This window comes from Clostridium sp. Marseille-QA1073 (genome assembly GCF_054863625.1).
Map to the genome: position 1 here is coordinate 33,026 of NZ_JBSVQM010000023.1, position 22,578 is coordinate 55,603.

Consider the following 22,578-nt stretch of genomic DNA (forward strand, 5'->3'; position numbering starts at 1 on the left):
TTATGAAAGAGCATAGAGAAATTGTCAGTGAAATTCAAGAAGAATTAATAATTGATTTGCCACAATGTGGTAAATTGTATTTAGATCCTGAATATGAAAGCTACATTGGAGAATATATTGGAGATGTGGCAGGTCAACTTAATAAAATAGATTATGCTTGTGCACTAGTAGTTGGTGAATTTACAGTAATAGTAATTGTTAAAAGTGGAAGAGTAAGTGATCTATTACGTGATGTACCAGCTATAGTAAATTTAGAGAGAGATGAATTATATTCTCTTACTGAATTATCACCTATCAATACAGCTAATATTTCTATTTTTCATGGAAATGCTTTTTTAACTCTACGAGGGACAGGAGTAGTTGTAGGGATGTTAGACACAGGCATTGATTATTTAAATAGAGAGTTTATGACAGAAGACAATAAAACTAGAATAATAGGGATATGGGATCAAACTATACAAGAAGGACCATCACCAGAAGGATTTCCTTATGGAACTGAATATTCTAGAGAACAGATAAATGAAGCTATCGCTGCTCAAGCTAGAGGAGAAGATCCCTATGCTATTGTTCCTCAAAGGGATGATAATGGTCATGGAACTCAAATAGCAGGAATTATTGGTGCAGGAGGCCGCGCAGGAGTGACAGGAGCAGCACCAGATTGCGAATTTTTAATTGTTAAGCTTAAAGAAGCTAGTAAAAGTCTTACCGAGCAATTTCCGCAAGTTGCTGTAACAATACCAGAATATCAAAGTACTGATATACTTTTAGCACTGAAGTATTTATATGATACTCAAAGAAAGTTAAATAAACCTATGGCTATATGCATAGCTTTGGGTGCAAATTATGGAGGACATGATGGAAGTTCTCGAGTAGAGAGGTATATAGATTATTTTTCTGTTAGAAGTGGAATAGCAGTAGTAGGTGGTACTGGAAATGAAGGGGATGCTGCAAATCACACTAGTGGTGCATTTACACAAAGTGGAGAAACTAGAATAATTGAGCTACAAGTAGCCGATGATCAACTTGGAATAGAAGTAAATATATGGTTTAATCGTCCAGATAGGATTTCTGTAGCAATCATTTCTCCAAGTGGAGAAATACTGCAAAAAATTCCAGAAAAATTAAAAGGAGTAGTAACCTTAAAATTTACATTTGAAGGAACTATTGCCACATTATTATATGATTATCCAGAAGATGTCACTGGAGATGGACGTATATCTATTGGTTTTACAAATGTTAAAGGTGGAATATGGCAAATAGTTTTAGTAGGTGAATATATAGTAAATGGAAGATACGATGCATGGACTTATCAAAAGGATTTTTTAAGACCGGGAACAAAATTTTTAGAACCAGATCCAGAAATTACTTTAACTATCCCTTCAACAAGCAGAACTATAATTGTTACTTCTTATTATGATCAAAATACTGGTACAATTGAAGCAACCTCTGGGAGGGGATTTACAAGAGATGGACGAGTAAAACCAGCAGTTACTACTGGAGGAATCAATGTGCTTACCACTAGAGCAGGAGGTGGAACAACTGTTATTACTGGATCTAGTGCAGCTACTGCAGTTTTAACTGGAGCAGTAGCATTAATATTACAATGGGGTGTAGTAGAAGGTAATAGACCAGCATTATATCCACCTAAGATAAATACTCTTCTTATATCTGGTACTAGAACAAGACCAGGAGATATTTATCCTAATCCAAGCTGGGGGTATGGTATATTAGATTTGAATAAAGTATTTCAAAATCTTCGCTCTTTTGATGAAGATTTAAATAGAAATATAGATAAAAAGAATAATGTAGCAACATTTACTAAGGAGGTAATTGTTCGTATACCTAAAGAACTCTATAATGTATACAAAAAAAATAACTAGTTAAATATGCAAAGTATATCTTGTGTTAGACATGTTGACAGGTTTCCATGATAGCTCAGCTATCATGGGGTTCTGACGATTTAGTATGACATAAAATATATACGTATACTGACTAGTTATTTTTTGAATATATCTAATTATTAAATATAAAAGTTAGATAATATCTTTAGGATATAATTAAGTAATTACAATGTAATAATTATTGTAACTAATATTTATAACTTTCTATAAAAGCAAGTTTTATAGATTAAATTAAACTATTAATAATACAAAATAAAAAACAATTTACTCATATATTTACATATATTAGAATAAAATATAATTGAAGCATTTTAATTAAGGAGTATTTATATGGCTGATATAGGCAAAATAATGGTTAATGTCTATAGACAAGATAGTTATGTTCCAATTACCGATGCCAGAGTAACAATAACTCCAGTAGGAGAGGAAACAAGACAAGAGATTGTATTAACAACTAACAGTGCAGGGCAAACAGAAGCTGTTGAAGTGAGCACACCACCTATAGAACTTACGCTGGAACCACAACAAGATCAACTGCCTTATAGTCTTTGGAATATAAACGTTGAAGCAGAAGGATATGAGCCGGTAACTGTGGAAGGGTGTCAAGTATTATCTGAAACTACATCTATACAAAATTTTAATCTAGCAAATTTATCTAGAAGCAATAGAGAAATACAGATAGGAAGAGTAATAATTATACCTGATATAACTTTGTTCGGAAATTTTCCACCTAAAATTCCTGAAGATCCTGAGAAAGCTTTGCCGCCTCCACCAACTGGATTTGTGGTATTACCTGATCCAATAGTACCTGAATATGTAATAGTTCATGCAGGCGCACCAACTAATCCAGCAGCACCTAATTATAGGGTACCATTTAAAGATTACATTAAAAATGTTGCCAGTTGTGAAATATATGCAACCTGGCCAGAAAGTACAATAAGAGCTAATATATACTGTATAACATCCTTCACATTAAACAGAATTTATACTGAATGGTATAGAGGCAAAGGATATAATTTTGATATTACAAACTCTACTGCTTTTGACCATGCGTTTACTTATGGAAGAAATATCTTTGACAATATAGATAGGATTGTTGATGAGATATTTACCACCTATATTAGGAGGAGAGGGGCAAAGCAACCGCTATTAGCTCAGTATTGTGATGGACAAAGGGTTCAATGTCCAGGATGGCTGACCCAATGGGGAAGTAAATTTTTGGGTGATCAAGGAAGAATACCATATGAAATCTTAACTAATTTTTATGGAAGTGATATCGATTTGGTTAGAGCTGAAAGAGTAGCAGGAAGTCCACAATCTTATCCAGGTTATACATTAGGAATTGGCACTACTGGAGAACCAGTAAGAGTAATTCAAACTCAGTTAAATAGAATAGCACAAAATTATCCTTTAATACCTAAAGTAGCAGTGGATGGAGTATATGGACCTACCACTGCAGAAAGTGTTAGAGTATTTCAAAGTATATTCAATCTTCCACAAACAGGAACGGTAGATTATGCAACTTGGTATCAAATATCAAATATATATGTAGGCGTTACTAGAATTGCTGAATTGAGAAGTAGTATGGGCATAGACTCTAGGGAAGCTAGAACCTTACAAGAAGAATTAAATAGAAGTAGCACATCAATATTTATTCCGCCTACACCATATAAAGGAATATGGAATGTACCAAGATTGGAATATCCAGTGGATTAAAATAAATGAGAGTGTTTGCAAAAAATGCAAACATTCTTATTTATATTTTACTTTAAAATGAGTATTTTATAGTATTAATTTAAATAGATTAGAATCAAAAATAATTATTAATATAGTGTAAATACAAAATAAGGCATGATTTTTATCATGCCTTATTTTTTCGGGATTATTGGGATTGATTTATTAAAGTTTATCATAGTAACTATTGTTTATATCTTTTCAATTAAGATTTAAATTAGCTTAATTGTAAAGATATTTAAGAGAAAGTCTTAGAATATTTATATAAGTTTATAATTCAAATTATTTCTCAATAGAATAAAATCTGTAAAATAATACTTGGGGAAGTGATTAAAAAACACTTACAGAATTTTATCCAATACATAATAGCTACAATTAAAAACATTTCAATAATATTATTTTAGCAAGATTTTATTATATAATTCTTATAAGAAGATTAAAATTTGATGAATAAGCCATAAAGGTTATATTTACTTATACAATTTCGATTGAATTTTATAAGTAAAGGTTTGAAGTTCTTCATTCAAAATATTTAATCCTCTTTCAATTTTAATTCCATTGTATTTTATAAAGCTTCTTCCAGATTTCATATACATATATTTATTTAAGCCTATAAGTAATATAAAGATGCTAGATATGATAATAACTACATTTATAATTTTCTTTTTCATATATATCCTCTACTTAAATAAGTAAAAAGTTACTTATAATATATAACAATAAAATATGAACTGGATAGAAAGCATAAAAAGCATATTTAAAACTTTTGCCCTTTTCACCATTGTATTTTTTAATAAATATTAAGGAAAGGAGGGAGGCGCATTGCAAGAAAACACCCAAATTTAAATTACCATTTATAAATATATATTTATAAATAGGTACAACATAAATTATATTCACAATAACCTGTGCTATAATTAGCTTTGTAAAATCATTTTTAAACAATTTAAATGCTAATATAGTTAAAACTCCATATATTCCATATTCAGCACGAAATATATAAGAAGATGTAACTATAGCTGATACAACTATGACTTTTAGTATACTGTTTAATAGTTGATTTTCAGAAAATTCATAGTCAGTAGCATATAGTGCCATAAGTCCAATGAATAATGTAAAAAATATATTTAAATAAGTCATGTGAAAAGCTAACATATACGGTGCTTGAGAGACTAAAGCAAAAATAAAAAGTCTTATTGAATATTTTTTAATGCTATGGGTATGTATATAGCCTTCTGTAATTAAATAAGCGAATATAGGAAAAGCAATTCTTCCTATAACTCTCAAAAACAAATATTCTGGAAATAGAACAGAACCTATGTGATCTATAAGCATACAAATACAAGCAATTAGTTTTAAGTGAAAACTGTTCATAAATATCACCTCATTTATAAATTTTTAAATCCAAATTAGAATAATACTATTATAAGGTTGAAGGTAACAAGTTGCCTAGTAAGAAAATAGAATTTACAATCTTAATCAATGGAGAATTGAAAATGGATAATTATCGGCGGAACATGGGAATTTTTTAATTATTTGTTTTCTAGAGCCTATTATTTTTATGATGGAATGTATATTCCTTAATAAAGCAATAAATCCTTTTATATATATTGTTAATATTTTAGATATATTCATAGTGTATAGGAATAATAAAATAAAGGTTTTGTGTTACATTATCTGTAAAAAACTAAATTTTTTGTAACAACTATCAGTAAAAATGCAATTTGAAATAAAGCAAAATCTTGACAATTAGTCATGATTTTGTTCTTAAGATATAATATAATATTTTTTAGTATTTATTCTAAGTTTAAAGTATTAACCAATTTAGCCACTTCTCCTTTAGATTCTCATATTCAAAAGCAAGTAAATATACTAAGCATACTATAAAACACATAGCTATAAGTCCAAGGAATAATGTAAAGAATATATTTAAGGTAGATGATTTAAGAGTGAGCATGTAAGATAGATGAGAAATGAATCTAAAGATTTAGTAATTGAATATTCTTTTAAATTTTTACCGTGATAAGAACCTTTTGGAAAATTTGGTTGCAATATACTCCTATTCCTTATAATAAAATCCTTCTGAAAATATGTTAATATTGGTTTATAATATAATAAATAAAGATTTATAAGAGGTGAAAGTTAATGGATAAGACAATTCTGGTTGTTGATGATGAAGAAAGCATAAGAAGATTATTAGGGGCTTATTTATCGAAAGAAAAATATAATGTTATTTATGCAGTAAATGGCGTGGATGCTCTAAACAAATTAAAAAATGATGAGGTTCACCTTATAATCTTAGATATAATGATGCCTATTATGGGAGGATTTGAAGCATTACAACTTATAAGACAAAGTTATGATATTCCTATTATAATGCTCAGTGCAAAGGAAGAAGAACAAGATAAGCTTTTAGCTTTTGGGTTTGGAGTAGATAACTATGAAACCAAACCTTTTAGTCCTAAAATATTGGTGGCAAAAGTTAATGCGTTGATTAAAAGAACTTATGGTAGCGAAGTTAAGAGTGAAGATGTGTATGATTTTGATGGTTTGTGTATAAATGAGAAATCACATATAGTAACTGTGGATAAATTAGAAATTTCTTTAACTCCTACAGAATTCTCTTTACTTATGTACTTTGTAAAAAATAAAAATATTGTTCTAACTAGAGAACAAATTTTAGACGGAGTTTGGGGTTATGACTTTGATGGAGATTTTAGAGTGGTAGATACCAGTGTTAAAAGATTAAGAGAAAAGTTAAAGGATAAATCTAAGTTAATTCAAACAGTTAGAGGCTTTGGATATAAATTTGAGGTGAAGAATGAAGTATAATATAAGATATAAGGAGAGTATATCAACAAAGCTATTTATAATTACTACACTAATTTTTACATTATTCTTAAGCTTTAGCCTTTTAATACAAAGAATATTTTTTCAAAGTATGTATTCTAATAAGAAGAAGCAAGAAATAAGAACTAATACTGTTAAGTTTTCTCAAAGATATGATAAATTAAAGAATTATGAAGAGCTAACAGCACTTATGAAAGAATATGAGGAGAAATATAATACATATTTAGCAATAGTAGAATATAAATATGAATTTACTATTACATTTAATATTGAAATAGCAGGAGAAAGTAATAAAAGAGGTAAATATGTAAACCAAATTTTAGCTGAGTTAAACACAAATGAATTATTAAGAAATAAGCTTTTAAAGGAAAAGATAGTTGTCTTTTCTGTAGAGACTACCTATAGTGACAATAAAGATCTAGTTTGTATAAAGCTAGACGATAATAAACTTATAATAGGAACTACATCACTTCAGCCTATTGATGAAGGTATTAGTGTTATAGAGGAGTTTTATAAATACTTCTATGTAGTAGCAATATTTATAATTCTAGTTATGTCTTTTATATACTCTATAATGATTACTAATCCTCTAAGAAGAATAAATGCAACTGCAAAGAAAATGAGTAATTTAGATTTTAGTGAAAAATGTGAAGTAGTATCTGAAGATGAAATAGGCAATTTAGCAATAACATTAAACTTCCTTTCAGAAAACTTGTATCGTGCGTTATCTTCACTACAAAGAGCAAATATCCAGCTTCAAAAAGATATAGAAAAAGAAAGAAAAGTAGAAGAGGTTAGAAAAGAATTCGTAGCAGCAGTATCACATGAGCTTAAAACTCCTATAACTATAATTAAAGGTTATATAGAAGGTATTAAGGATGATGTATTTTCAGAGGAAGAAAAAAATGAATCTTTAGATATAATTTTAGAAGAAACTAATAAAATGGGTAAGCTTGTAAAAGATATGTTAGATTTATCTGCATTAGAAAGTCATGCTACAGGACTTAAGCACGAAATATTTAATCTTAGTGAAATGATAGAAAAAAATATAAAAAGTTTAAATAATGAAATAAATGATAAAGATATAACCATTGATAGAAACTATATTTCTGATGTTTATATAAAAGCAGATAAGTTTAGAATGGAACAGGTTATAACTAATTTTCTAACTAATGCTATAAGACATACTGAGCCTTTGGGATTTATATGGGTATCTATGAATTTTGAAGACAATAGGCTTAGGGTATCTGTTGAAAACACTGCAAATCCTATATCAGATCAAGAGATGAGCAACATATGGAGTAAATTTTATAAAGCTGATAAGTCAAGAAGTAGGACTTTGGGAGGAAGTGGATTAGGACTTTCTATAGTTAAAAATGTATTAGAGCTTCATAATATGGAATATGGTGTAAGAAATACAGAAAGAGGAGTAGAGTTTTACTTTTATACAGAAGTAGAAGATGTTAAAAACAATTAGCATATAATTTCTCAATATTTTTTAAGTTGTCTATGGAAATCCTATTAAAATTAATATAGTATAATTAAACTATTGAAAAAATATTTAGAATTTTGGTATTATAGTCTTACACATAGGGAAAATTTTAGGATATATTAACTTTATATGAGACTATAAGTAATTTATACAATTATAGGATAAATATGTTTAGAATTATTTATTCGCAAAGATATTACTTAGAATTATATAAGTTTAAATTCAATGCTTATTTTAAATGTAAACAAGGCATCTTGAAGAAAACTAGTCATTATTCTAGGATATTTATGTCACACTAAATGGTAAAGATCAAAGATATTACTTATATCTATGGAGTATTACTTTTTATGTGACAAAAAATATCCTTAGAATCTTTAACTAATTATTTTGTTTCAGATGCTAAGGCATCTTCAAAAAATAACTAGTCATTATTCTAGTATATTTTATGTCATACTGCATCGTAAGAACCAAAAGATAGCGCCACTATCTTTTGAACCTTACTCTTTGTCTGTCAAAAAATATCCTTAGAATTTTTAACTAATTATTTTGTTTCAGATGCCTAAACATAAAATAGATGGGGGTATAAAATATGAAAGGCACAACAGTAGCTACATGGGTTAGAACATGTAGAAATTTTTATGGAGATGGTTTTATTGATGAAGCTATGATAAATGCTGGCTTTGAAAGCAGCAAGATATTTTCTCCAGCAGAAGATGTTGACGAATTAAAAATCCAAAAGTTTATAAGATATATTTCAAATAACAAGGGAATAACAGAGGGAGAACTTTGGAGAAAAATAGGTAGGGATAATATATATTCTTTCTCTAAAGATTTCAAAGCGTTTTTTTATCATGATAATACCTATTCATTTCTTAAGTCACTTTATGATATACATACTGTAATGACTAAGAGAATACCAGGAGCTAAGCCGCCAATAGTTGATATTAAAGCTATTTCTGATAGACAAGCTATTATAACTTATTCTTCTAAAAGAAAAATGTTTGATTATTTTTTAGGAATGCTTGAAGGTAGCTTTTCTTACTTTAAAGAAGAAGCTGATTTTGATGTAATTGAAAAAACAGAAGATGGATTAAAAGTTAAAATAACTTTCTATAAAGATATTAAGTATAAAAAAACTTATTTTATAAATAAAGTATTATCTTTTGGAATTATAAAAAGTATAGGATTTAAGACTGCAATAGTTACATCTATAATAACATTTTTAGCTACACTACCTGTTTTAGGTCTAGGTAGTATATTTAAAGGATTGATAATTTCATTAATTAGTGGAGCAGGTGCCTTTTTAGGAACTTCATTACTTATAAGACCACTTACTCATATTGAAAAAATACTAGATAATCTTAATAATAAGGAGTTTATTGAAGAAAGTATACTTATAACTAATGATAGATTTGAAAGGTTATATAGTAAACTTAATAGTCACATAAAGAATACAAAGAGTGATTTTGTAGGATTCAAAGGAATTACTGATGAAATGGCAACTTTCGCGAAAAATATAAGCGTTATTTCTGAAAATATGGACAAGACCTCAGAGGAAATATCTCAAGTTGTGAATCAAGTAGCAAATACTTCTGTTGAACAAGCACAAAATACAGAAAATGCTGCACATATATTAAATGATAATATCAATGCGTTAAAGCTCATTGTTGATAGTGAAAACAATAATAAGGAAGAGCTTGAAGTTACAATTAATAAGATTACTGATAGCTATAAACAAGTTGATAAAGCGAGTGAAAATATATTAGAGACACTAGAAAGTTTCCAAGAAGTTAAAGTCAAAGGAACTCAATTAGGTGATAAAGCTAAAGATATTACTAATATAGTTTATATAGTATCTCAAATTTCTGATATGACTAATCTATTAGCTCTTAATGCTTCTATTGAAGCAGCAAGAGCAGGAGAACAAGGTAAAGGATTTGCTGTAGTAGCTGATGAAGTTAGAAAGCTTGCTGAGCAGACTAAAGATGCGGTAGAAGAAATAAATACAAATCTTGTTCAATTTGTTGATGATATTGATATGTTAGTTAAAAATATAGAAAATAAACATGATGTACTTCAAGAAGCAACTAAAGGACTAGTTCTAATAAGGGATGTAAGTAAAGAAACAACTACATCTGTTAGAACTGTATCTACTTCAATGATAAAAACAATAAATGAGTTAGATACAGAAGCAGAGTCAATTGCGAATATGTACAACAACATAGAATCCCTAGCAGCTATAGCGGAACAAAATTCAGCAGCATCACAAGAGGTTAGCGCAAATGTTAATCTATATACAGAGGAAATTAAAAATCTTATGGAAAGCATAAATGAATTTAAGAAAATTGCTAAATTCTTTGAAGAGGATTTAGGAAAATATAAAATATAATAAAAAAGTCCATTATCCTTAGGACAGTGGACTTTTTTATTTCATTATTAAAATTCACAGTTCTCAATTCATAGCTATACATATTATTTCACTCATGGGAACCCTAAAGGGCTTCACTACTTTTCATCAGAGGTGAAAAAACTAGCAATTGTATTACTAGTAAAAAAATCTATTAAAGAAATTAGTTTCAATAAAACTAATTTCCACCATAATTCTCAATTGTCCATTGTCAATTCTCCATCGATTAAACTCCTTCTAAGTCAAAGTTAGGTATAAAACTTTCTTTTGCAGTGCCTTCTTCTTGTATAAAAGCATTCCTGTATCCTAATTCTAGACAATGACTAATAAGTACATCATAATGTTTAGGATTTAGAGGTTTTGTCAATTCCTGAAATTTATTACAGTTATAAACTGGTGTGTACTGATTCATAAGACTTAGATAAACTTTGTGATTATAAGTCTTAAATATATAATCTACGATTTTTTTAGAATCAAATAATAATCCAGGAAGCATCAAATGTCTTATTATAACACCGTTTTCCATCATACCATCATTATTAAATTTAGGTTCACCTACTTGATTAAACATTTCTTCAATAACAGAGATTGCGCTATTAAAATAGTTTTTGGCATTGGAATATTTTATTGCATATTTATCATTAAAATATTTTAAATCTGGAAGATATATATCAATATAGCCTCTTAATTTTCTAATAGCTTCTACATTTTCATATCCGTTAGAATTATACACAATAGGTAAATTTAATCCATTATCTTTAGCTAATTTTATAGCCTCAATGATTTGAGGAATATAGTGGGTAGGAGTAACTAAGTTTATATTATGAACTCCACTTTCCTGCTGCGCTAGAAATATTTCACTAAGTCTTTCGATAGAAATTTCTTTTCCCACTCCATTATGACTAATTTGATGATTTTGACAAAAAACACATTTAAGGTTGCAATTAGAAAAGAAAACAGTACCAGAACCTTTAGAACCAGAAATACAAGGTTCTTCCCAATAATGTTTAGAAACTTTAGAAACTTTTATATTTGAATTCGAATTACAAAATCCTAGTTTTCCAACTGTTCTATCGATAGAGCAGTTTCTAGGACAAAGATTACAGTTTTTTAACATATATAAATTTTCCATAGTAAATCTCCTAGGTAAAGTGTAATTTTAGGCACATGAAAGAAATTAATAGACCAAAGATGTTAGTATATTTTTATCAGATAAGGAGTTAGGTTCTGCTCATAGTGGTGCTATGTGCAGGTTCTGAAGACGCAGTATGATGGAAAATAGGCTAATATACTGGTCTATTAGTTTTTGAAGATGCCTTAATATAGTAAAATTATAACCTAATATAATGGAGAATGCACAATTTAAATAAAATATTGAGCTTTTATTGCTAGTCTTTAACTATTTATAAAGTTTAATATATTATGTAAAATCACCTCTGAAAAATATCAGATTACTCAGAGGTGAAGGCTTCATTTACTATTTTCTACATTTTTTCATATAGAATATGAAAGTTTGTACCACAAATATTAAGCTTATAATACCAAAGCCGGGATACAAATAAGTTATTAAATTTTTAAAACCTATTTGAGAAACCGGAAGAGCGATAAGAAGTATTATAACTACAGCTTTTTTATAAGGTATATTAAACTTTTGCTCAAGAGTTTTTCCTACACTATATATATCTGATACTTCTGTTGAGAACATTTCACACCAAATAACAAGTAGAAGGAGAACCTGCATTAATGGTCCAAATTTGCTTGCTACATGAAGTAAAGGTATTTCATATTTAAATATATTAGGAATATTTACTAGTAACATAGAATTTATTAGAAATCCTAGTAAGGTCAATAACAATGAACCTAATATAAGGCCAAAGATAATCATAGATTTATTTTTAATTTCTTTACTTACAGGAACAAGAACTCCACTACAGGATAACATATTGAATCCTGCATATAAAAATGATGAAATTATCCATTGGTAAGGTATTATCATATTCTTATGAACAGGTATAGTTTTCATAAATTCTAAGGACATATTATCTCTATAATATATTAAATAAAGGGTAAATACAGCAATTATAATAGTAGAAAGTGAAGGTACAATAAAAGAATTAATAGCAATTAGACCTTTTGTATCACGAAGTAAAGTGATAAGAGAAACTATTGCCATTAAGATAATTCCAATATATTTTGGAAGTCCAAAATATTGTTTTAATAATGCTCCTCCACCAGCTAAAATGATTGCTGCACCAGCTACTAGAAAAAAGCTAGTTAAAATATCGGTGATTTTTCCTAGAAAGCCAGGACTTACTAAGTTTATTAGCTCAGTGTAGGAATTTAAATTGTAACGTAGACTTATGGATACTATCATAGAACTAACAAAGATATAAAATATTGCACAAATTAATAATCCAATAAAGCTTTTATATCCATATGTAGTAAAAAACTGAGTTATTTCTTGACCTGATGCTAACCCTGCTCCAACAATAGTGCCCACAAAAACTGTAGCTGTTTGAAAAATTAAAGCTAGTTGTTTCTTCAAGTATATCTCCCCCATAATCTTATCTATATACTTTAAATATATAAGGGGTTGTACAATTTTATTCATAAGAAAAATACTTAAGTACGTAAAATAAAATAAATATTATAAGTTATAGTATGAATTTCACAATCAAATCTATAAATAAAGTTAAAAACTTCAAAGTGAATATAATGTAAAATGATGATTTCTTATGTTTAGTATTAATTTTTTTACAAACACTATTGTTGAGGTGATATAAATGTTTAATCCCAAAAGAGTGATTTTTGAAGAAGGAGCATTGAAATATGACAAAGGAAAGGAACTTTTAGAGTTTTTCAAAGATCAAAATGTGGAAATAAAGTATTCTAAAAGCGGCAGAATATCTGGAAGTCCAGGTAAAAGTCCTACGGAAATGTATGGAGAAGGAAAGAATACTTTAGTTGTAGGAGTGAGAAAGACATTAAAATTTGAATCTTGTAAACCATCAGCTCATTATCAACTTCCGTTAGTTAGTGGATGTATGGGAATGTGTGAGTATTGCTATTTAAACACCCAAATGGGAAAAAAACCATATACAAAGATTCATGTAAATGTTGAAGAAATATTAGAAAAAGCAGGAAAATATGTAGAAGAGAGGCTACCTAATATAACAATATTTGAAGGAGCCGCTACTTCAGATCCTATACCAGTAGAACAGTATACAGGAGCCTTAAAAAAAGCTATTGAGTATTTTGGTGGAAATGAAAAAGCACTTTTTAGATTTGTTACTAAATATACAGATGTGGATAGTCTTTTAGATGCAAAACATAATGGTAGAACTACTATAAGATTTAGTTTAAACATAAATGAAGTAATAAGTAAGTTTGAACATAGAACACCTAGTTTTGAAGAAAGAATAGAAGCAGCTAAAAAAGTAAGTGATGCGGGATATAGTTTGGGATTTATAATTGCTCCAGTGTTTTTATGTGATAATTATCAAGAGAAATATTATGAACTTTTATATAAGATTAAAGAAAAAATTCCAAATACAAAAATAAACTTTGAAGTAATTTCTCATAGATTTACTAAAAGAGCTAAGGAAAATATATTAAGCATATTTCCTAAAAGTATTTTACCTATGGAAGAAGAACTAAGAAAGTTTAAATTCGGTCAATTTGGTTATGGAAAATATATTTATAAAGATGATGAAATGAAAGAATATAAAGAGTTTTTTACAAAGAGTATAAATGAATTTTTTGGAGAGGAAAATATAAATTATATAATTTAAAAAGTCAATTTTGTTTTAATCTTTAAAAATAATATGGAAAAGTATAATCAATGATTTGTTAACAATAGAAATTTTATAATTTGAATACATTAATTGTAGAAGTATAAGCCCTTTAAGTGTAAACTAGCAAGAAAATTGCTAGCTTTTCCTTTTTAAAAATAAATTTTAAACTGAATAAGAAATATTAATCAATTATTTATTATATAAAAGTATGAGAGTGAATAGAAATTTTTTATGCTATATTAAATTGAAAATTATGATAATTTTAGTGATATAATAATAAGTAAAAATATTCTAGCATAACATTTTAATACATAGTTTTAAATAAAGAGGGGTGTAATATATGGAATTAGAATTATCAAATTTTCTTATAGAATCAAAGAAATCTATAAAGAAACTTATAGAAATCTTATCAACGAAATATAAATATGTATCTGTATTAGGAACTGACTGTTTTGGGAAAGAATATACTTCTTTAACAACTGGAACTTCTATAAAAAATTCTACTTGGAATGAAAGAGGATTTGTTCTAAGAGTATATAATGGAATCAATTATTCAGAATTTTCCTTTGATTATATATCATATGATAGCGTAGAAAATCTTGCAGAACAAATTAAAGAAAAAGTAAAAACTTATATATCTTTATTTAATGAAAATGAAGTAAATCATTATCCAGTATTAGAGGAAGAAGAAATAACAAAGTCCTTTAAGGATAAAGTAGATGTTTATCCAACGACTGTTAGTGATAAAGAAATATTAAATAAAATTACAAACATAAATAAAAATGCAATAGTTCTTAGCGATAAGATTTTAGATGTAGTAGTAAGATATAATTATCTTCATGTAAATAAAATCTTTATGTCAAATAAAAAAGATTTAGAGCAAAGTTATTTGTGGAGTGAAGGTATGATTCAATGTATAACCACTGATGAAGAGGACACTAGATTTAATTATAAAGTTTTTTCTGGATTAGAAGGTGTAGAAATTATAGATGAAATGGAAAGTTCAATTAAAGAGGTTGTAGATACTGCTTTAAAGGCATTAGAGGCTAAGCCTATAATTCCAGGAATGTATGATGTAATATGCTCTCCAGAAGTGTCAGGATTAATTGCTCATGAAGCTTTTGGACATGGTGTAGAAATGGACATGTTCCTTAAAGAAAGAGCAAAAGCCAAGGAGTATATAGGACAACACATTGCATCACCATTAGTAACAATGCGTGATGGAGCAACATCTGAAAGACATATGTCTTCTTATTTGTTTGACGATGAAGGAGTATTAGGACAAGATACAGTTATTATTGATAAAGGTGTATTAAAATGTGGAATATCTGATACTTTATCAGCACTAAAATTAGGTGAAAGGCCTACAGGTAATGGGAAAAGACAATCCTTTGAAAGAAAAGCTTATTCAAGAATGACTAATACGTTTTTTGAAAAAGGTTATTGTAACTTAGAAGAAATGATTAAATCCATAGATTATGGTTTTTTATTAGATGTACCTATGAGTGGAATGGAGGATCCTAAAAGTTGGGGAATCCAATGTATGGTGAACTTTGCATATGAAATAAAAGACGGAAAACTTACAGGAAAAATCTTTTCTCCTATCGTTTTAACTGGATATGTACCAGACTTATTAAAATCTATATCTATGGTTTCTGGGGAAATATGTTTAGAGGGAAGTGGAGCTTGCGGTAAAGGATATAAGGAATATGTAAAGGTATCTTCTGGAGGTCCATATATTAAAGCGAGAGTGAGGTTAGGATAATGATAGATAATATAATTTCTATATTAAAAGAGTTTGATATTAGTGGATATAAGATAATAGAAAAGAAAGTAATTAGTGAAGAAATGTTTTTTATAAAAAAACAATTAGATATGAACAGAAATAAAAAAGTTCATAAGTTTAATGTTGTAGTTTATGTAGACTTTGAAGAAAATGGAGAGAAATTTAAAGGAAATTCATCAATAGAAGTATATACTACAATGGGTGATGAAGAGATAAGAAAAGCTATAAATGATGCTAGTTATGCAGCAAAATTTGTGAAAAATAAGTATTATCCATTGGTAAGTGGAATTAAGGAAGAAACTATAACTATACCTTCTAAATTTAATGAAGAGGATTCTATTAAATGGATGATAAGATTAAAAGATTCTCTTTATAAAAATGATAACAAAGAAGATGGAAGTATAAATTCTTCAGAGATATTTTTAAGTAAAGTTTTTACTAGAATTGTGAACTCTGAAGGGGTAGATGTAAGCTATATAAGTAATTTATCAGAAATAGAATTCATTACAAATTGGAAAGGTGAAGAAGAAGTAGAGCTTTACAATATGTTGAGCTTTTCTGATTATGATGAAGCTTATATAGAGAATAAAGTAGAGGAAGCATTAAAAGTTTCAGAGTATAAGGCAAAAGCAAAAGAAGAGCCATCAACAGGAAGTTATAACGTAATATTAAAAGGTGATAATGTAAAAGAAATGATGACATATTATTATACACAAGCTAATGTTAAATCTGTGTATAACAAAATAGGAAAATTTAAAATTGGGGATAAAATTCAAGGAAAGAATGTAAAAGGTGATTTATTAAATATCACTTTAACTAATAAATTAGAAAATTCTCCAGTATCTTCACCTTATGATGAAGATGGCTTTAAGTTATCAAATATAGAAATAGTTGAAGATGGAAAGTTAATAAACTATTATGGTGATGTTAGAAACAGTTATTATTTAAATGTAAACCCAACAGGAACTCTTAAAAATTATATTGTTGAAGGGGGAAGTAAGACATTTGAAGAAATGAAAAGTGAACCGTGTATTATAGTAGAAGCTTTTTCAGACTTTCAAATGGATAGTTTAACAGGAGATTTTGGCGGAGAGATAAGACTTGCCTTATATGTAGATGGAGATAAGATAATTCCTATGACAGGTGGTTCTATATCAGGAAATATAAAAAATGTACAAGGAGAAATGTATTTATCATCTGAAGTTGAAGTAAACGGAAACTTCTTTGGTCCAAAAGCAATGTTATTAAAAAATATATCAGTAGCAGGAAGATAATTAAAATCCACCTTTGGAGAATGAGAGTAAAATTGCTTGAAGTTCTCCAGAAGTGGATTTTAATTATTATGTGCTTATATTTATATTATTATAGTTTTAATTTTAAAAGTTGCCATAATAAATACGAAATAAAAGCTTATTTTAAAACTACAAGTATTGCACCTATAGTCATAAGAGCTAGACCTAATATACTTGTTTTATTTATTTTTTCACCTAGTATTAAAAATGCAAGTATTGCTGCCATAACTGCACTAGTTTTATCTAAAACAGATACTTCTGCTACTTTTCCTGTTTTTATAGCAGTAAAATAGAATATCCAAGATAGGGCTCCTGCTGTTCCACTTAAAATAATAAATAATAGTGCTCTCTTATCTTCTAGTATCTTAGAAACTTCAGAAAATTTTCCTTGAAAAAATACTACTAAAGTTGTAAATATAGCCATAACAATAGCACGAATAGCAGTAGCACTATTAGCATCTAGTTTAGTAAGGCCTATCTTACCAAATATGGCAACTAACGCTGCAAAAATTGCTGATAATAAAGAATAAACAATCCACATGGTATCCACTCCTTTTTATAAAAATTTAGACTTATAAAGTTTAACCCAAATATTAAACATATTCAAATTAAAGTTTTCATAAAGCTTATTTTTACTATATTAAATATAATGAGTTGAAAATCCTTTATATTATTTGTTAAATTTTTACAAAGGGCTGTTACATATTAGTTTTAAATTTGTAGATAAGGATTTTATCATAATTAAAAGAATACTATTTATATATATTTTGCGTTATAATTTAGGTATTGTTATTAATAATATATTTTAGTGATAAAACATTATGCTTAGAAAGGAATATGCTATGACAAAGAACTGGAAAGGAAAGAGATATCATAATTTAAATTATTTTTTAAGAGAAAAATTTGGCCAAAAAGTATTTAAAATATCTTTAGATGCGGGCTTTTCTTGCCCTAATAGGGATGGTACTATAAGCAAAGGTGGATGTGTATTTTGTTCTGAAAGAGGTTCAGGAGATTTCGCAGGAGATAGATGCTTTTCTATATCTAAGCAATTTGAAGATATAAGAATGATGATGAATAAAAAATGGAAAGATGGAAAATACATAGCTTACTTTCAAGCTTATACCAATACTTATGCAGCTATTGATATTTTAAGAGAAAAGTATGAAGAAGCAATAAATCAACAAGATGTAGTAGCATTAGCTATTGCTACAAGACCTGATTGTTTAAGTGAAGAGGTTCTAGACTTAATTGAAGAGTATTCAAACAAAGTTTATACATGGGTAGAATTAGGACTTCAAACCTCAAAAGATGAAACTGCAAGACTTATTAATAGAGGTTATGAGCTTTCAGTCTTTGAAGAAGGAGTTAGAAATTTAAGAAAAAGAAATATTGATGTAGTCACACATGTAATTTTTGGATTGCCTGGTGAAAGTAAGATAGATATGATAAACACAATAAATTATGTAGCACACAGTAATATTCAAGGAATAAAAATACATCTTCTTCATCTTATGAAAAATACTCCTTTGGAAAAGTTTTATAAAAGTGGCCATTTAAAACTTATGGAGATGGAAGAATATATAGATTTAATATGTGAGACTATAACATTACTTCCTGAAAGTATGGTAATACATAGATTAACTGGTGATGCACCTAGAGATCTATTAATAGGACCTATGTGGAGCTTAAAGAAATGGGAAGTTTTAAATGCTATAGATAAAAAGTTAGAAGATGAAAATCTATATCAAGGTATGAATTTTAAGGGGGAGATTTTATGAAAATTGATATAATAATTTCTGCTAGTGACATTAAAGAAGAAAAAATTAAAGATAAGGTTGTTGTGGTTATTGATGTTCTTAGAGCTACTTCAGTGATGGTTACGGCATTAAATAATGGGTGTAAGGAAGTTATACCTGTATCTCATGTAGAAGAAGCTAGAGAAATTGTTAAGGAGGATAGAGAGAAATATATATTAGGTGGAGAGCGAAATGCCCTTAAAATAGAGGGATTTGACTATTCTAATTCTCCGCTGGATTATACAAGAGAAAATATTCAAGGTAAAACACTAGTTATGACTACAACTAATGGTACAAAGGCTATAAGGAATGTGAAAGGGGCAAGTAGAATATTCATAGCTTCTATGATAAATGGAAAAGCTATTGCAAATAAGCTAATAGAACTAAATAAAGATATAGTATTTATAAATGCTGGTACACATGGACAGTTCTCTATAGATGATTTTATTACTAGTGGATATATAATAGAATTAATAAAAAAGGAAATAAAGATAGAACTTACAGATATAGCAGTAACTGCTAATTATATATATAGTAATAACAAAGATATATTTTCCTTTGTAAAAAATGCTTCTCACTATAAAAGAATATTAGAGCTAGGTTTAGAAGAAGACTTGAAATATTGTCTTTCTAAGGATTTAGTTGATATAGTACCAGAGTATAAAGATGGTAAAATAAATATATAATATGAAAAAAGTAGAGTGGAATAGATTATACACCTCAGGGAACTTCTATAAAATTATAGTGCTGTTCTCCTGAGGTTTTTTGTATATTTGAGATATTATGAGGAGGTATTTAAAGTATCTAGTAATAATTAAAGAAATACTTTTTATTAGATAATGAAATTTTATAGGATACTTGGAGGCTATTTATGATTATTAAACCAAAGAAATTAAATATAGGAGACAAGGTGGCAATTATTGCACCATCTTCACCAGCAACAGAGGAAGTTGTTAAAAAAGGGGAAAAAATGATAAAAGCAATGGGACTTGAACCAGTTATGTATCCTAGTTGTTACACTACACAAAGAGATTTACCAATATCCGATTATTTAAAAGCTAAAGATATTAATGATGCTTTTCAGGATAGAAGTATTAAAGGAATCATTTGCTTAAAAGCTGGATATGGTATACAACATATACTTAAATTACTTGACTATGACTTGATAAAGGAAAACCCTAAGATTTTTTTAGGATATAGCGATATTACAGCTTTGCACATAGTACTCAATAAAATATGCAGGATGGTCACTTATCACGGATCTATGGCATCTTCAAATATATATAAAAAGAAAGGTGATAAATTTAAATTTGACCCATATACTTTTGCCAGTATCAAGAAGAATTTGTTTACAAATGAAGCACCAGGTTTGATAGAAAATCCTCCAGGAGAAATTATTGATTCCTTGTTTGGTGGTAAAGCTGAGGAGAGCTTGTAGGTGGTAATTTATCGCTGCTAACGAGGACTTTAGGTTCTGCTTACGAGGTTGATACAAGGGAAAATATTATTTATAGAAGACACTAAAGAAGATGCATCTAATATTGGTAGGATGTTAAGGTCATTATCTCTTGCAGGTAAATTTAATGACTGTAGTGGTATAATACTAGGAACATGGACAAATTGTAATGTTAATAGTAAAGGGTTCAATAATAGTAATTTAACTTTAGAAGAAACTTTTAAAGAAATTTTACTTCCACATAAAAAGCCAATAATTACAAATTTTAGAGCAGGTCATAATAATCCACAGGCTATATTAGCCTTTGGCACAAAAGTTATTATAGATGGAGACCAAAAAGAAATTATATTTACTGAATCAGGAAATATAGAGTGATGAGAATTTATATTGTATATAGAAAATTCAAAAAGAAATATCAGAAAATTTAAAAAATAACAGAGATATTACTAGGTCTTAAAAAGAGGTAATAATATGTAAAGTAATATTAATTGTATTATATAGGGGGAAGGGCTATGAATAGTAAAACAAAAGCGGATTTGATGCTGTTAATGATTACAATTTTTTGGGGGGCATCATATATTCTTACTAAAATAGGACTTGAAACTTTTGAACCATTTAATTTAATAGCACTACGGTTTATTATTGCTTTTGGGATATCTGCCATTGTATTTAAAAAACAAATTTTTAAAATAGATATAAAAACAATAAAATATGCTTTGATTTTATCAATAATTTTATTTAGTGTTTTTATTTCAATGACATTTGGGTTAAAATATACTTCAGCTTCAAATGCTGGATTTTTAATTAGCCTTTCTGTAGTTTTAATACCAGTAATTTCTTTTATATTTTTAAAGCAAAAAATTGAGAAGAAAGTTATTGTTGGAGTATGTTTAGCGTTAATTGGAATTGGTTTATTGACATTGAATACTGAGCTGAGATTAAGTAGTGGAGATCTTCTTTGCATACTATGTGCACTATTATTTGCAGCACATATTGTTGTAACCAGTGTCTTTACTCAGAAAGTTGATTCAATTGCTCTTGGGGTTTTACAACTTGGCTTTGTTGGTATCTTCAGCGTTCTATTTTCAATGTTAACGGAGACTGTGAAGCTTCCTAATAATAGCATATCATGGTTTGTAGTATTATCGCTAAGTATTCTCTGTACTGCAGTTGGTTATATTGTACAAACAACTGCGCAGCAATACACAAGTGCAACCCATACTGGACTTATCCTATCATTGGAACCAGTTTTTTCAGCTATATTTGCCTATGCATTTTTAGGAGAGATCCTTACTAGAAAGGGATATATAGGTGCAGTAATTTTACTGCTTAGTGTTTTAATTGCTGAGCTAGATTTTAATAAGAAGAGTGCATCCAAATCTGTTTACAAATAATCTTTTTAATAGCAATACACTGCTAGTTTTCCACCTCTGGGGGTTAATCAATGGAGAATTGAGAATGGAAAATTGACAATTATAGTTGAAATTAATTTTACAAATTAATTTCTTCAAATAGTTTTTTTAACAAAAGTAACTGTATTGTTTTAAAAAGAAATAAATTCAAAACTTCTCTTATAAAAGAGAAGTATCAGTAATTGTGAATTTTGCATTGTGAACTGTGAATTCAAAGTTTTAATTATAATATTAAAAAAACAATTATTTTCATAGATATGTTAATTTTAGAACTGGTACATTTATAAAGCCTCAAAATAAAGTTATGTTTATTTTGAGGCTTTGCTATGTCTTTTCCTAAGGAGTAAAACTTCATAGATTACTGTATAGAGGGTAAAAAGGGATATAAATGTTATTTGTTCTTTTTCGCTCATATTATAAGTTGCCAGTACAATTAAAAGGGGGAAAAATATAAAAATTTGAATAAGTCTAAAGGTGGATAGTTTTTTCAAAAAATCACCTCTTCTACTTCCAAATATTTACTATATGTATATTCTTACATTAATATTACTAAAAGTAAATAAAAATATTCTTACAAATAAGTCCATAAATATCTTTAATACATGTCGAAATATATAATTAATGAGAAATTGAAGAAAGTTTCTCATTTAACTTT

The 22,578-nt window shown here is 28.2% G+C and carries 18 protein-coding genes; 13 read left to right on the forward strand and 5 right to left on the reverse strand.

The features are described from left to right. The first annotated feature begins 2 nt into the window (after nt 1-2). Both ACY1IQ_RS17160 and ACY1IQ_RS17165 read left to right on the forward strand, forming a co-directional pair. A complete protein-coding gene (locus ACY1IQ_RS17160; protein WP_461615123.1) occupies nt 3-1,880 on the forward strand; it encodes a S8 family peptidase in 1,878 nt (625 codons plus the stop codon). 351 nt (nt 1,881-2,231) lie between these two features. Next, nucleotides 2,232-3,617, forward strand: a complete 1,386-nt coding sequence (locus ACY1IQ_RS17165; RefSeq protein WP_461615124.1) for a peptidoglycan-binding domain-containing protein — start codon at nt 2,232-2,234, stop codon at nt 3,615-3,617. A 488-nt stretch (nt 3,618-4,105) separates the two neighbouring features. On the opposite strand, the gene ACY1IQ_RS17170 is transcribed toward ACY1IQ_RS17165, so the two are convergent. Next, entirely contained in the window at nt 4,106-4,306 is a 201-nt protein-coding gene (locus ACY1IQ_RS17170) for a hypothetical protein (RefSeq protein ID WP_461615125.1), read from the reverse strand. A 13-nt stretch (nt 4,307-4,319) separates the two neighbouring features. Next, a complete protein-coding gene (locus ACY1IQ_RS17175; protein WP_461615126.1) occupies nt 4,320-5,009 on the reverse strand; it encodes a TraX family protein in 690 nt (229 codons plus the stop codon). Nucleotides 5,010-5,780: 771 nt separating this feature from the next. Here ACY1IQ_RS17175 and ACY1IQ_RS17180 point away from each other — a divergent pair. The 3 genes from ACY1IQ_RS17180 to ACY1IQ_RS17190 all read left to right on the forward strand — a co-directional run bounded on the left by ACY1IQ_RS17180 (nt 5,781) and on the right by ACY1IQ_RS17190 (nt 10,366). Beyond that, nucleotides 5,781-6,467, forward strand: coding sequence for a response regulator transcription factor (locus tag ACY1IQ_RS17180; protein WP_461615127.1), 687 nt, complete (start codon nt 5,781-5,783; stop codon nt 6,465-6,467). Then, entirely contained in the window at nt 6,457-7,962 is a 1,506-nt protein-coding gene (locus ACY1IQ_RS17185) for a sensor histidine kinase (protein ID WP_461615128.1), read from the forward strand. Before ACY1IQ_RS17180 ends, ACY1IQ_RS17185 begins: the two co-directional genes overlap by 11 nt. A gap of 604 nt (nt 7,963-8,566) precedes the next feature. Next, on the forward strand, nt 8,567-10,366 hold the full coding sequence (locus ACY1IQ_RS17190) for a heme NO-binding domain-containing protein (protein WP_461615129.1): 1,800 nt from the start codon (nt 8,567-8,569) through the stop codon (nt 10,364-10,366). Between the two features lie 244 nt (nt 10,367-10,610). Here the strand turns inward: ACY1IQ_RS17190 and ACY1IQ_RS17195 are convergent, their stop codons facing one another. Beyond that, nucleotides 10,611-11,516, reverse strand: coding sequence for a radical SAM protein (locus tag ACY1IQ_RS17195; RefSeq protein ID WP_461615130.1), 906 nt, complete (start codon nt 11,514-11,516; stop codon nt 10,611-10,613). 345 nt (nt 11,517-11,861) lie between these two features. After that, a complete protein-coding gene (locus ACY1IQ_RS17200) occupies nt 11,862-12,944 on the reverse strand; it encodes a YkvI family membrane protein (RefSeq protein ID WP_461615131.1) in 1,083 nt (360 codons plus the stop codon). Nucleotides 12,945-13,167: 223 nt separating this feature from the next. On the opposite strand from ACY1IQ_RS17200, the gene splB reads away from it, so the two are divergent. The 3 genes from splB to ACY1IQ_RS17215 all read left to right on the forward strand — a co-directional run bounded on the left by splB (nt 13,168) and on the right by ACY1IQ_RS17215 (nt 17,238). Beyond that, nucleotides 13,168-14,175 carry a spore photoproduct lyase gene (splB, locus tag ACY1IQ_RS17205; RefSeq protein ID WP_461615132.1) on the forward strand — a complete coding sequence of 336 codons (1,008 nt, stop codon included), beginning with the start codon at nt 13,168-13,170 and terminating at the stop codon, nt 14,173-14,175. A 343-nt stretch (nt 14,176-14,518) separates the two neighbouring features. Then, nucleotides 14,519-15,943, forward strand: coding sequence for a TldD/PmbA family protein (locus ACY1IQ_RS17210; protein ID WP_461615133.1), 1,425 nt, complete (start codon nt 14,519-14,521; stop codon nt 15,941-15,943). Beyond that, nucleotides 15,943-17,238 carry a metallopeptidase TldD-related protein gene (locus ACY1IQ_RS17215; RefSeq protein ID WP_461615134.1) on the forward strand — a complete coding sequence of 432 codons (1,296 nt, stop codon included), beginning with the start codon at nt 15,943-15,945 and terminating at the stop codon, nt 17,236-17,238. The genes ACY1IQ_RS17210 and ACY1IQ_RS17215 overlap by 1 nt, the downstream gene beginning before the upstream one ends. Nucleotides 17,239-17,374: 136 nt before the next feature. On the opposite strand, the gene ACY1IQ_RS17220 is transcribed toward ACY1IQ_RS17215, so the two are convergent. Continuing rightward, on the reverse strand, nt 17,375-17,797 hold the full coding sequence (locus tag ACY1IQ_RS17220; RefSeq protein WP_461615135.1) for an EamA family transporter: 423 nt from the start codon (nt 17,795-17,797) through the stop codon (nt 17,375-17,377). Between the two features lie 301 nt (nt 17,798-18,098). Between ACY1IQ_RS17220 and mnmL the strand changes: the two genes are divergently transcribed. The 5 genes from mnmL to ACY1IQ_RS17245 all read left to right on the forward strand — a co-directional run bounded on the left by mnmL (nt 18,099) and on the right by ACY1IQ_RS17245 (nt 21,905). Continuing rightward, nucleotides 18,099-19,037 (forward strand): tRNA modification radical SAM protein MnmL/YtqA, encoded by a 939-nt coding sequence (gene mnmL, locus ACY1IQ_RS17225; protein ID WP_461615149.1) that lies wholly within the window; start codon nt 18,099-18,101, stop codon nt 19,035-19,037. Beyond that, nucleotides 19,034-19,741, forward strand: coding sequence for a 2-phosphosulfolactate phosphatase family protein (locus tag ACY1IQ_RS17230; RefSeq protein WP_461615136.1), 708 nt, complete (start codon nt 19,034-19,036; stop codon nt 19,739-19,741). The genes mnmL and ACY1IQ_RS17230 overlap by 4 nt, the downstream gene beginning before the upstream one ends. Before the next feature lie 185 nt (nt 19,742-19,926). After that, nucleotides 19,927-20,493 carry a S66 peptidase family protein gene (locus tag ACY1IQ_RS17235; protein ID WP_461615137.1) on the forward strand — a complete coding sequence of 189 codons (567 nt, stop codon included), beginning with the start codon at nt 19,927-19,929 and terminating at the stop codon, nt 20,491-20,493. 48 nt (nt 20,494-20,541) lie between these two features. Next, complete coding sequence (locus tag ACY1IQ_RS17240; protein WP_461615138.1) at nt 20,542-20,886, forward strand: hypothetical protein; 345 nt, start codon at nt 20,542-20,544, stop codon at nt 20,884-20,886. 137 nt (nt 20,887-21,023) lie between these two features. Then, complete coding sequence (locus tag ACY1IQ_RS17245; protein WP_461615139.1) at nt 21,024-21,905, forward strand: DMT family transporter; 882 nt, start codon at nt 21,024-21,026, stop codon at nt 21,903-21,905. Nucleotides 21,906-22,578: the final 673 nt, after the last annotated feature.